This window comes from Salinivibrio sp. ES.052, assembly GCF_900141775.1.
Lineage (GTDB): Bacteria > Pseudomonadota > Gammaproteobacteria > Enterobacterales > Vibrionaceae > Salinivibrio.
In genome coordinates this window covers 729,935-742,434 of record NZ_FSRI01000001.1, presented here as the reverse complement: position 1 = coordinate 742,434, position 12,500 = coordinate 729,935, and the positions used below count along the sequence as shown (strand labels likewise).

The window sequence follows — 12,500 nt, the reverse complement described above, 5'->3', positions numbered from 1 at the left end:
CAATTTATTAACAATAATATTAATAGCAAGCCTGTAACCACTACACTAAAACAATAAGATTTTTATGACCTGTGACCAAAAAGAAAACCACTATGAGTAATAATGAAGTTATATTTGGTGACGATGAACGCCTCGTCTCAACCACTGATAAGCGCGGCGTTATTACCTACTGCAATCCAGAATTTATTCGTATCGCGGGATTTGATGAAGGAGAACTGACTGGCGCCCCGCATAATATTATTCGCCACGCCGATATGCCAAAAGCCGCGTTTGCCGATATGTGGCGCAACCTCAAGGCAAATCAACCCTGGCGAGGCATCGTCAAAAACCGTTGTAAAAACGGCGATTATTATTGGGTAGATGCGTATGTCACTCCCATTTATGATCGCGGCCAAGTCACCGGCTACCAATCTGTGCGCGTCAAACTCGATCCCGAAGTCAAACACCGGGCAGCGCAAATTTATCAAAAGCTCCGTTCCGCAGAGCAGTCAGGAAGTTCGCTTAAACGCTTATCGATCGCCGATATACCAGCCACTCTCAAGCACGCTTTCATGGTAGTAGGCTTAGCGGCTGCACCGGTTTCATTAATGTTTGATCGCGTTATTTCCGGGTGGGATATTGCTGGAGCCATCGCAATGCCATTTGTGCTAGGCACCCTTTTTCGTGATGAACTGTTTACCCTACCAACACTTGTCCGCGCCTTTCAATCCGACTATGACAGCATTAGCCGCTATGTCTATTCTGGGACAGGACTCAGTTCGGTCGCTGATTATAAAGTTAAACTGCTGAATGCGCGTATTCGTACGATTCTTGGTCGAATGCTAGATGCCTCTTTATCACTTAACCAGTTTTCGGATGAACTAAGCGCATTATCGAAACGCGTCTCTGATGCCATCAATAAACAGAGTCACCAGATCTCGTCAATTGCAGGCAATATTGACCATGCCTCTGAATCCGCGAATAAAGTGTCAGATAATGCCCAGCAAAGCGTGGATCTCCTTCACTCGGTGCAACAGCGAAGCCAAGAAACGCAAGCCTTGTTGCAACAGACGGGTGAGCAGCTAAAAACGTTGGCCCATCGTTCAGAAAGCTCACTCTCTGCAACTCAACAGCTCTCGGTGACCGCTGAGCGCGTGACGGAATCCATGAGTGAAATCAGTGGGATTGCTGAACAAACGAATCTTCTTGCCTTGAATGCCGCGATTGAAGCCGCTCGAGCAGGAGAGCAAGGCCGAGGATTTGCCGTCGTGGCCGATGAAGTCCGTGCATTATCCAGCCGAACACAGAGTGCCACCGAGCAGATCCAAACTTCCATACAAGAAATGCACAACACGATTTCTCATTGGCAAGATCAGATCCATGAAAGCCATGAACAAACCCAGCAGTGCGTCGACACGACGGATCATAGTATTTCGAGTTTGCACGCCGTGGCGACAGCCATCGACGATGTGGTGGGAAGAACCCAGGAAACCCATCATTCCACGCAAGCACAGTTACGGACCTTTACGGATATCAGTCATGAGATCCATAACATTGAGTCAGTCTCACAACAAAATCTCAATGAGGTCAATGATGTTTCTGAAGCAAGCAGCCTGCTTCGCGATAAAGTCAGACAATTCCACGATCTAGCAAGACAATTTGAGTAACGGCGAACATCTTTCCACCTTCAATGAGAAAAAGCGCCATCGGGCGCTTTTTGCTATTGAATACCGTGTAGGAACTCGGCACGTGTCGCAGCATTTTTCTTAAACTGCCCGCCAAGTGCTGTGGTTGTGGTTTCACTGTTAGCATCCATTACCCCGCGAGATTTCACGCAGTAATGGGTTGCTTCAATACGGACCGCTACGTTTTCGGTTTCAAGCAACGTTTGTAGCGCAACGAGTATTTGACGAGTGAGTCGCTCTTGCACCTGCGGTCGCTGGGCGAAGAAGCGCACAATCCGATTTATTTTCGACAACCCAATAACTTTATTATCTGGCAGGTAGGCCACGGTTGCGCGCCCATCAATGGTGACGAGATGATGCTCACAGGTGCTGGTTACGGAAATATCTTTCACGCGGACCATTTCATCACACCCCATTTTGTTATCAATCATGGTCACTTTGGGGAAATGGGCATAATCCAAGCCTGAGAAAATTTCATCGACATACATCTTGGCAATTCGAGCTGGCGTTTCCGCCAAACTATCATCAGTAAGGTCCAAATCGATCGACTGCAGAATCTCACGCATGTGAAACTCGATTTTTTCTTTTCGTTCTTCTGAAGACATTGTCGATGTCGTCGTCATTGGGGTTTCAATACCACGAGCAATCAACGCTTCCTGAACTTTTTTTGCAGCATCGCTCAATGCCATGATGGATTCCTTTTTGGGTCAGCCCTAAGCCATTCTTTTTACTTACACACTGTCGCTATTTTTGGATCAGTGTTGTCATCAATTAGAAGCATAACGTTAATAACTGAAAAATACACCTCGCGGACGCTGTGGTTTTACTGTCTGTCGACGGATTGCACAACCTCAAAAGCGACTCTGTCAAGTAAACTGAACATCTACCTTGATCACCCCGCATAGTAAGATGATGCCGTTATGTTCTAAACATCATCACCACGCTGCGAAAGCATCATCATATCGGTGACATTAAACTGTCATTTTTCTTTGATAACGTCTCAAGATATCGTACTAAAAAGTTGACGAGTCAATATTCGCAAACATGGTATACGCTCTCCTACTAGGCATTCCTGCTAGCATTTCGCTCCGCTTTACTGATGAAGTTTCAATAATAATAAGACACGCGATGGTATATGTTGCCCCCCTCTACCGGGGGCTTTTTTATCGCCTACTAAAAAAGACAATAGCCTGACATAAAATCACATTTTTACTGGCATATTTGTTAATTACTTAGCTACGCTTGAATTGAAACCCACTGTTAGTGACTAAGGAGTCATTATGAAGAAACACGTGTTGATGGCGGTCATGCTCGCTGCCGGACTAACCGCATGTAGTAGCGGCAATTATGCCGGTAGTGGTTCCAGCAACAAGATGACAACATCTGGAGTTGCACAGGAGTGGCAGCTTACCATGATCGATCAGCAGGCTATCAGTGCGGAAGGATCCCCAACACTAAAAGTCAATAAGGATATGGACGTCAGTGGTTACACCGGTTGTAACCGATATTTTGGTAATGCTGAGCTCAACAGCAACCGCTTTAAAATAGCGGGTATGGCAAGCACAAAAATGGCTTGTTCATCCGACTCGATGAAGCTAGAGCAAACCATGAGTCAAGTGCTCAGCGAATGGAGCGACGCGACAGTACGCGATAATACCCTGTTGCTTCGCAATGAGACACATACGTTAGTCTTTACACAAATCAATGTAGCAAACTCGGTTGCGGATAAAACGCTAAAGAGTCCAGTTGTTGGTTCGCGTTTTAACAAAGGCGAGGTAAACTAACCTGTCAGCATATGGACTATGCTGTCAATATAGGGCGGTGCTTTTAGTACCGCTCTCTGCTCACAAGGCAACGCCTTCAGAGATATCCATCCAATGCCAACCCGTATCATTGTCAGACTTGGCCCGTGTCAAAGCAATCTCACCATAGGCACACAAGCGTGATACTGTCATTTCTTTTTGATTATCCACCGTCACCCCCCCTACAAAGACCGATACGGTGTCATCAGGCTCTTCCTCAAAAGGCACCTGCAACCTTTTCACCGTCGTTACGCACTCTTCACCCAACCTCGACGCCCCTTCCGTCCGCGGTAAAATGGCGATAAATTGGCTACCGGTATAGCGACAGACAAGATCTCCAGGACGTTTGAGCATTTCATCAAGTACCTGTGCAATTTGGCGGATTAGTTGGTCACCGGCTATTCGCCCCTGTTGTTGGTTATACGTTGAAAGATGTTGGATCTCCACTAGCATCAAGCTCAGTGGAGAGTCATCACGGACTGCCCGCTGAACTTCTCGTTCCAACGCTTGTTCAAACTGCGTCCGATTATACAGCCCCGTTAGCCCGTCACATTTGGTCATTGATTCAAGTCGACTATTCGCCTCTTTCAAGGCATGCGTTTTTTGCTCGACTTGAACCTGGATACTGTATGCTCGCGACTGCAAACGATATAGCAAGTAGCAAATCACAAAGAAAATCCCACTTCCTATTATAAAGGTCCATAGCGGCATCCAACTTTGTCTGGCTTGCATATAACTAATGGTGGGATATCCCACCAGCTCCCACTCTCGCCCCGCAAAGAGGATCGGCTCCGCTGGCTGTTGTGAGAGAGCATTCGTCATTTGAGCCAGTTCGACGCGCTGAGTGTGCAACACCTGACGATTGTTCGGGACTGTTGTATCAATCAAGGTATAGTTAATGCCATCATTAATGACGGTTTCTATCGCAAGATTGACCAAAGTATTCACATCAATCACTGCCACCAAAAAGCCGCGTAAGTCCTGAGTATCTTCTCCACTCAGCTGGTCAGGATCGAGCAAAATTGGCATAATCAGCAAAAAACCACGCACATCACCATACGCACGTTCAATCGTAGTCGCGGGCGTTGCTACAGGAACACCAGTGTTAAAACTGGTGGTCAGTGCTTGGCGTGTGATTGGCGTGGAACCAAGATCATAGCCAATGACCGAAGCCTCTTGATTCTTACCTGAGGTAAATCTGAGTGGAAAATACATATCGCGTCGCGTCGCGGGGATCAATTGATTCTGGGCATCAAGCTCGACGATATTAAATCGTGATGGCGCAGCACCCGCTTTTTCCATTCCCTGCGAGTAATGCCGACGCTGATGATGCATAACGATATCTACCCACTCTATCGACTTAAAGCTTGGATGGCGCTTTAACACACCAGAAGTGAGGGGTTGAAAATTGCGAGCATCAAGTCGATGGCCCGCATCAAAGTGGTTCTTCACTGCATAAAGCAACTCTAGGCCTAAGTTTACCTCTCGCGCGAGCGCCATTGCCGCATTATTGACATCTTTATGCAGCTCTTTACGAATTGCCTCCTGCTCCTTTTGATAGAGCAGGTGCGCGGTTAATGCTGCAAACCCTACACCGATAAGTGCAGTGATTACGATTATGCCCCATGCACGTCGCGGCATCGCTAGCGTCCTTATGAAAAGTGTCCCACATGATAAAACAGGGAGATGACATACCATCTCCCCTTTTAGCGTAGTGGGCCGGCTAATAAAGGATCAAATTTTTAACAAAATATTCGACAGCTATCTCAGTACTTTAACGCTGGGGAAAGCGACTCATCGCATAGTGAGCCTGAGTCGTTATTGACACAATTACTTGAGTTTCAACTGATTAGTCAGAGGATCGTATTCACAGCCAATATCATCAAATTTCGTTTGGAGCTGATCATGGTCAAGTTCAAGATGTGCCATCAGCGCCTCTAAACTGTCGCATTCAAGCCGCAATCTCTCATTAACAATGCCATAAAATATGGCACCATCGAGGCGACTAATATTATGGATATCCATACAAAACCTCACACTTATTGAAGCCTTAATTGAGTATAGAGGCGCACGAATAAACTGCCCAACTAAACGATAAGTAGCCGAGTTAGACTTATATTCGCCATTAGCATAAACCCGACGCCTGTAACTAGCCGCCAGAACACTGGAGAGGTCTGTTTGAGTAAATGCCACGTGAGCGCTGCGACACCCAACAGGCCGAAACCTGCCCCCGCAACAATGGCATTAAGACTCATCGCTGTCGCTTGATTCACCGCAGCAATTCCCCCCGTTAATACCATCAGACCCATCAAGGCCAGTACACTCACTAATGGCAGTAGCCTGTCGAATGCTTGTAGACGTGAGCGCGCTCGTACCAACAAACAATGACCCAAACTCGCTCCTAAAAGGATGAGCTGTAACACGCCCAACGCAACCATCCATCCGTTATAGGTTGAGAGTATGGTTATCCATGCAACAAAACCCAATAAGTTTGCGACATGAAGCAAAGGAATAGGCCCGGATCGACGCGTTTTTCCTGTTTTTGATCGAAACGCAAATATCCCTAGGAACAAAAAGGGTAAGATGGCGAGAAAGCTAGATGGAACCAAGATCAACCAAGAGAAGGTAGGCACCCAGAAAGCATGATGAAATCGACCTCGTTGACCAGGGCATATATCGCCCTTTAATAACGCTAGCGAAAGCAAAATCTGAGCCCCGAGAACCGCAGAGACAAGAGAGGGAACAAGTAACGCGTACATAGCAAGAGTACCTTACGTATATCAATAATAAAGGGTCAATGTTCGAGTTGATTGCATAGAAAAGTCGGATCGATCACGTTGAATGCATTAAACACCGTCAAAATGCACAACAAACTGGCATGTTTGCACGCTTATACCAACCTTATGAAAGAAAAAAGTAACATGACCGCGCAACGCAATGATAGCAAAGCGGCACAAGCAACTGGAACCTTTGCACAAACAAGAAGGACAATGGGTGCAATAATGAGCGAAACCTTAGGCCACATTATATATAAGCTCCAAATCTCATTCCTTGAGCTGTGGAGCGCAAAAAAACACGCCAATAGTTTTAATAATACTCGTAGTACCTATTTACGTAGTCGCTTGTGTGTACTGTGTTATGTGTGGGCTGCTCTTACTGTTGCATGGTCCCTCGCTGATTTTATTTTTATGTCTGACACAACTGCTGCTGCACAGCTTTCATTGCAGAGACTCGTATTAGCTGGGGTACTCATCACCATTGGGTATTCAGTTTATCGATCAAACAATCTCAAATCGGCCAAACTCGGCCTTGTCGCAATGGTCCTGGCCACCAATGCCTTCTATTTTTCTGCGAGCCATACTCTAGGCTTTCCAACCGAGAACACTGCGTTCTCTTATAGCTATACTTTGCTGCCCATTATTCAAATCGTCATGCTCACCATCTTCCCTCTGACAATGCGTGAGAGCTTGTCACTGATGACCATCACCCTCGTTTGTCATTTGTGGGTCGATTCGTTCAGTAGCACCATGACCAGCCCCGATAATATAGCCTCGTATTGGCTGCAAACCGTGATCGCATTGATGGTGCTATGGTCTCAGCTTTCGCAGTTACATATGATCCTACGCCTATATCGACAAGCAACGCTTGACCCATTAACAGGGATCTATAACCGTCGGATGCTATTACAACTGGCCATGCGCGCGCTTGCCATCAGTGAGGAAAGGCATTCACCTTTTTCGGTCTTATTACTCGACTTGGATAAATTTAAGCGAATCAACGATAAATGGGGCCATTACGCTGGCGACGTCGTCTTACAGGCATTCACTCGTACCGTCCAAGAGCGATTGAGGAAATCAGATATTTTCGGTCGCTTTGGCGGGGAAGAGTTTATCGTGTTTCTCCCTAAATGCAGTGGTGAAGTCACCGCTCAAATTGCTGATCGCTTACTCGAAGAAATCAGAGCAATGGATGTGTTGATTGATGAAAGCCGAACCCCACTTAAAGTGACAGCATCAATAGGCATTTCAACATTCCAACCAGGGGATACACTCTCATCATTGATTGAGCGGGCCGATGGCGCGCTTTATCAAGCGAAGGCCGAGGGCAGAAATTGTATACGTGCCTACCAACCTGGCCAACAATCCGGTTTTGATGCACGACACTCAGTGAGCCGTGACAATATCGATATGCCAGCCGAAACATCGCTCTAACATTTTGCTTTCCCCATCACCTTTATGACGAAGCCACCACATGCTGTTGTCCCTGAGTGGCTCGGCTTCGTCGGGCGGTACGTGACAAGCCAAACACCAGCACGAGTAAAACCACTCCGAGGGCTAGCGCTGCGGCTACAACGCCGTACCACGCATAGTGTTGCCAAGCAGCGATCAGATAAAAACCACCCGCACTCCCACCAATATAATAATGCACCAGATACAAGGCTGTGGCCGTCGCCTTACCGTGCGCAGCTTGGCGACTCACCCAGCCATAGGCGAGCGAATGAGTGAAGAAAGCACCACCACTCACTATCAATAACCCCACAATCATCCAGAGTACGGTGCTATTTAATGTGACCAATACTCCCAGCATCGCAACAAGTGTGCCAAATGCCATCCCCCTCATCGCGCCATATTTTAGCACCCAACGACCACTGAGCCGTGAGGTCACCGTGCCAGCGAGATAGCAAAAGAAGACCGATGACACCAAACTCACTGGCAACTGATAAGGCGGTGCAACAAGGCGAAATGCCATGACCGAGAACAAGTTGACGAATAGCGCGAAGTTGATCCCACCGATCAACATCGCTAACCACAATTTTGGGGTTCGTAGATGGGATAACACCCCGCGGGAATGGGTAAGTAAAGAGGTATTACCTGGTGAGAAATAACGTTGACGTGGTAACAGCTTCGTCACACATATGACCCCAACAAGGGTAAAGGCAGCCATCGCGAATACTGCTCCCTGCCAGCCCCACCAATCTGTCATGACTCCTCCTGCGACACGGCCAGAAATGCCACCCAGTGAATTCGCACTGATATAGCCTCCCACGGCGATCGCCAGAGCCTTGGGTGAAAACTCCTCCGCCATATAGGCCACTGCCACTGCCGCAAAACCGCCCAGCGATAGGCCCATTAATGCCCGTAACAGAACAATGAACCAAAAGGATGTGGTACTCGCCGTAGCAAGCCCCACCATCGGCAACATCCATAGACTGACCAGCATCACCGGGCGACGTCCAATGCGTTCAGACAAGACAGCCCAAGGCACCAAGGAGAAAGATAAACCCAGCGTGGCCGCCGCCAATAACCAGTTCGCTCGAGTTTCACTGACCCCATCACTGGCGGCAAACACTGGCAACATAGGTTGAAAAAGGTAGAGGTTACAAAAAATAAGGAAAGACCCAAAGGCAAGCGCAAATGCCGTCAGCCGATAACGTGATGAGCCAAGCTCAATCATGACAACCTCATTGTTTAGTCAAGATGTGATCATGCTAGCAATGACTATATGATTAATAAAATATATTAAATTTATCTTATTCATATAAATTTAATATACACAATGGATATTAAACAACTGCGTTATGTGATTGCCGTGGCAGAAGAAGAGAGCTTTACTCTGGCCGCTCAGCGTCTTCATATCGCCCAGCCCGCACTCAGTATTGCGATCAAAAAACTCGAAAATCAGCTTGCCATGCCACTGTTTGTCCGTGGAGAAAAGCGAATACAGTTAACCCAAGAAGGTCAAGTATTAGTCCAGCATGCGTACCGCGTGGTACAACAAATGCAAGATACCGCCACCGCCATGGATGAGCTAAAAGGCCTACAAAAAGGTGAAGTCCGTATTGGTGTTCCAGGTATGCTAGGATCCTACTTTTTCCCAGAGTTGCTGATGGGGTTTCGTTGCCGCTACCCCGCGCTAAAACTCACGGTAGTTGAGGCCGGCACCCACTCTCTGCGACAAATGCTACTCGACGGTGAGCTCGATCTGGCTGTGATCAATGATAGAGACGTGCCCGATTCACTAGAAACCACCCATTTAATTTCCTCACAGATGGTGGCTGTCGTCGCAACCGATCATGCGCTCGCCGCACATCATACCCTCGACTATCAAACCTTTTTCGATCATGAATTAATCATGTTCCGTCCTGGCTATTTCCATCGCGATTATTTAGATCAAGTCTGCGACACACATGCGATGACGCCTAAGCTTTCACTGGAAACCAACTTATTGGCGATGATTTTGAACATTGTCCGTCACGGGTTTGCGATTAGCGCATTGCTCGATATGGTCACCGAACATGAAAGTGGCATTGTGGGGATCCCTTTCACTCAGCCCATCAAGCTAGATATTTCTATCGCATGGCGCAAAAACGGTTACTTATCCCTCGCTGATCGCGCCTTTATTGATTATGTGCAACAACACAATCCGTCGGCTAACCCGTCGACGCGGTCCTGACCAGCTCCCCACGATTTATCCCTATACTCAATGCAGGAATCTCGCTAAAATCGCCAGCTGATTTATCGCCCACTCTGGCATGTTGATGGTATACCTCATCGGTGTGTTGGGCTGACCAAGAGACGATGACGTGACACCGATTGCTATCTATGACTATACCCCTTACTGGGCCGCGTGTTTTGGACCTGCGCCCTTCCTGCCCACCAGCCGAGAAGAAATGGAGATTCTTGGTTGGGATAGCTGCGACATCATTATTGTCACGGGCGACGCTTATGTCGATCATCCCAGCTTTGGCATGGCAGTGATTGGCCGCACGCTGGAAGCTCAGGGTTTTCGTGTTGGGATCATTTCGCAGCCCAACTGGCAAAGTAAAGAAGACTTTATGGCACTCGGTGAGCCTAACCTGTTCTTTGGTGTCACCGCCGGCAACATGGACTCGATGATCAACCGTTATACGGCGGATCGTAAACTGCGCCATGATGATGCCTATACCCCCAACAATGAAGGCGGAAAACGCCCAGACCGTGCCGTTTTAGTATACTCACAACGCTGCCGTGAAGCGTACAAGCAAACACCTATCGTTCTGGGTGGCATCGAAGCCAGTCTTCGCCGTCTGGCCCATTACGATTATTGGTCGGATAAAGTCCGCCGGTCGGTGTTATGTGATGCCAAGGCCGATATCTTATTGTTTGGTAACGCTGAACGCGCCTTGATTGAAGTCGCCCACCGTTTGTCACGGGGTGACTCACTGGCGAATATGACCCGCATAGCGGGGACCGCAGTGATGATGAAAACACCACCAGAAGCGATGGTGGAAGTGGACTCAACCCGTATCGATAAGCCGGGTAAGAGCATGACAATGCCCAACCCCTACGCGACCGATACTCAGTGCGAAACCAGCAAGAAGGCCGAACCGAACACGGCAAAACCGGTGACCATTAGGCCATCACGGCACGACGCCAAAAACACCTTTGTCCGCCTCCCTTCGTTTGAAAAGCTAAAAAACGATCGCATTTTGTATGCGCACGCCAGTCGGGTGATGCATTTAGAAGCCAATCCCTATTCAGCACGCGCACTTGTCCAGCAGCACGGTGACCAATTGCTCTGGATTAACCCACCACCGGTGCCCCTGAACACCGAAGAGATGGACTATGTCTTTGGGCTCCCTTATGCACGAGTCCCGCATCCGAAATATGGCAAGGCAAAAATCCCAGCCTACGACATGATTAAAACCTCCGTGAATATCATGCGTGGCTGCTTTGGGGGGTGCTCGTTCTGTTCTATCACGGAGCACGAAGGCCGTATCATTCAAAACCGCTCACAAGCATCTATCATCGAAGAATTAAAGGATATCCGCGACAAAGTCCCTGGCTTTACCGGCACTATTTCTGACTTAGGTGGCCCAACCGCGAATATGTATCGATTAGGCTGTGCCGATCCCAAAGCCGAGCGTAACTGCCGTCGCCCCTCCTGCGTATTTCCTAAAATTTGTGACAAACTCAATACCGATCATCGCCATACCATTGATCTCTATCGCAAAGCCCGTCAGGTCGAAGGGATTAAAAAAGTATTGATTGCATCTGGGGTGCGGTACGATTTGGCAATAGAGTCGCCCGAGTATGTCAAAGAATTGGTCACGCATCACGTTGGCGGCTACCTTAAAATTGCCCCTGAACATACCGAGAAAAATACCCTCGATTTAATGATGAAGCCGGGCATGGGGGCGTACGATCGCTTTAAGGCACTATTTGAGAAATACAGTAAGGAAGCAGGTAAAAAGCAGTATTTGATCCCGTACTTTATTGCTGCTCACCCCGGCTGTACCGACGAGGATATGGTCCACCTTGCTTGTTGGCTCAAAGAAAACGACTTCGAGTGCGATCAAGTACAAAACTTTTATCCGTCGCCGATGTGCAACGCCACCGCGATGTATCACTCCGAGACCAACCCGCTTAAACGGGTGCGCTACAAAAAGCGTGAGGCACTCACCGTTGCAAAAGGGGAACGCCAACGTCGCTTGCATAAAGCGCTATTGCGTTATCATGATCCAGCTAACTGGCCGATGATCCGCCAAGCCTTGGCACAGATGGGCAAAGGGCACTTGATTGGTGATGGGCCAAAATGCTTGATCCCGGCCGAAGATACACAGGAAAAAACGGGTCGCCAGCGCCGTTCAGGACGCCACGGGACCCAGCGCTTTGCGACTAAGCATCCCAAGCAGCCAGATATCCGCCGCCCAAGTCCCAATAAAGGCGCCAGTCATAGTGCAAAACGACGAGGGAAACGCGCATAACCTCGGCTATCGGCACTCTCCCTCACTAAAAAACGCCCCATTGCGGGGCGTTTTTGATTTGATCAGCGCTGCTTTATTGGCCGTCCGGCTAATAATAGGCTAACGAAACAATTCTACACCGATGACGCCTAACGCAAGCACGCCCGCAATGGCTCCAATCACCCAAGCGATTTTCTTCTGCGTGCCCTCATCCAGGTATTGCGCGGCAGTAATACCGAGTAAAACCAATAAGATGATCACAATCGTTTTAAGCATTTGTTTTGCCTTAGCTTTTAGCTGTTTATTTTA

11 protein-coding genes are annotated in these 12,500 nt (G+C 48.1%); 5 read left to right on the top strand and 6 right to left on the bottom strand.

All coding sequences use genetic code 11. The features are described from left to right. Positions 1 to 92 precede the first annotated feature (92 nt). Positions 93 to 1,646, top strand: a complete 1,554-nt coding sequence (locus BUQ98_RS03490; RefSeq protein ID WP_074212510.1) for a methyl-accepting chemotaxis protein — start codon at positions 93 to 95, stop codon at positions 1,644 to 1,646. A 53-nt stretch (positions 1,647 to 1,699) separates the two neighbouring features. Here the strand turns inward: BUQ98_RS03490 and folE are convergent, their stop codons facing one another. Beyond that, complete coding sequence (gene folE / locus BUQ98_RS03485) at positions 1,700 to 2,356, bottom strand: GTP cyclohydrolase I FolE (protein WP_074212509.1); 657 nt, start codon at positions 2,354 to 2,356, stop codon at positions 1,700 to 1,702. A 588-nt stretch (positions 2,357 to 2,944) separates the two neighbouring features. On the opposite strand from folE, the gene BUQ98_RS03480 reads away from it, so the two are divergent. Continuing rightward, positions 2,945 to 3,448: an META domain-containing protein gene (locus tag BUQ98_RS03480; RefSeq protein WP_074212508.1), complete on the top strand. Its 504-nt coding sequence runs from the start codon at positions 2,945 to 2,947 to the stop codon at positions 3,446 to 3,448. Positions 3,449 to 3,508: 60 nt separating this feature from the next. On the opposite strand, the gene BUQ98_RS03475 is transcribed toward BUQ98_RS03480, so the two are convergent. The 3 genes from BUQ98_RS03475 to BUQ98_RS03465 all read right to left on the bottom strand — a co-directional run bounded on the left by BUQ98_RS03475 (position 3,509) and on the right by BUQ98_RS03465 (position 6,225). Further along, positions 3,509 to 5,107: a CHASE domain-containing protein gene (locus BUQ98_RS03475; RefSeq protein ID WP_175566279.1), complete on the bottom strand. Its 1,599-nt coding sequence runs from the start codon at positions 5,105 to 5,107 to the stop codon at positions 3,509 to 3,511. A 189-nt stretch (positions 5,108 to 5,296) separates the two neighbouring features. Then, positions 5,297 to 5,491, bottom strand: coding sequence for a DUF4250 domain-containing protein (locus BUQ98_RS03470; protein WP_074212507.1), 195 nt, complete (start codon positions 5,489 to 5,491; stop codon positions 5,297 to 5,299). A gap of 62 nt (positions 5,492 to 5,553) precedes the next feature. Beyond that, a complete protein-coding gene (locus BUQ98_RS03465; RefSeq protein ID WP_074212506.1) occupies positions 5,554 to 6,225 on the bottom strand; it encodes a hypothetical protein in 672 nt (223 codons plus the stop codon). A 429-nt stretch (positions 6,226 to 6,654) separates the two neighbouring features. On the opposite strand from BUQ98_RS03465, the gene BUQ98_RS03460 reads away from it, so the two are divergent. Beyond that, a complete protein-coding gene (locus BUQ98_RS03460) occupies positions 6,655 to 7,677 on the top strand; it encodes a GGDEF domain-containing protein (protein WP_175566278.1) in 1,023 nt (340 codons plus the stop codon). Positions 7,678 to 7,699: 22 nt separating this feature from the next. Here the strand turns inward: BUQ98_RS03460 and BUQ98_RS03455 are convergent, their stop codons facing one another. Further along, on the bottom strand, positions 7,700 to 8,920 hold the full coding sequence (locus tag BUQ98_RS03455; RefSeq protein ID WP_074212504.1) for an MFS transporter: 1,221 nt from the start codon (positions 8,918 to 8,920) through the stop codon (positions 7,700 to 7,702). A 102-nt stretch (positions 8,921 to 9,022) separates the two neighbouring features. Here BUQ98_RS03455 and BUQ98_RS03450 point away from each other — a divergent pair, with 102 nt between their 5' ends. Together BUQ98_RS03450 and BUQ98_RS03445 are read left to right on the top strand one after the other, a co-directional pair. Next, positions 9,023 to 9,919, top strand: a complete 897-nt coding sequence (locus BUQ98_RS03450) for a LysR family transcriptional regulator (protein ID WP_074212503.1) — start codon at positions 9,023 to 9,025, stop codon at positions 9,917 to 9,919. A 217-nt stretch (positions 9,920 to 10,136) separates the two neighbouring features. After that, complete coding sequence (locus BUQ98_RS03445; protein WP_254813907.1) at positions 10,137 to 12,212, top strand: YgiQ family radical SAM protein; 2,076 nt, start codon at positions 10,137 to 10,139, stop codon at positions 12,210 to 12,212. Positions 12,213 to 12,311: 99 nt separating this feature from the next. Here the strand turns inward: BUQ98_RS03445 and BUQ98_RS17015 are convergent, their stop codons facing one another. After that, positions 12,312 to 12,467, bottom strand: coding sequence for a hypothetical protein (locus BUQ98_RS17015; protein ID WP_156146643.1), 156 nt, complete (start codon positions 12,465 to 12,467; stop codon positions 12,312 to 12,314). Between the last annotated feature and the right edge of the window lie 33 nt (positions 12,468 to 12,500).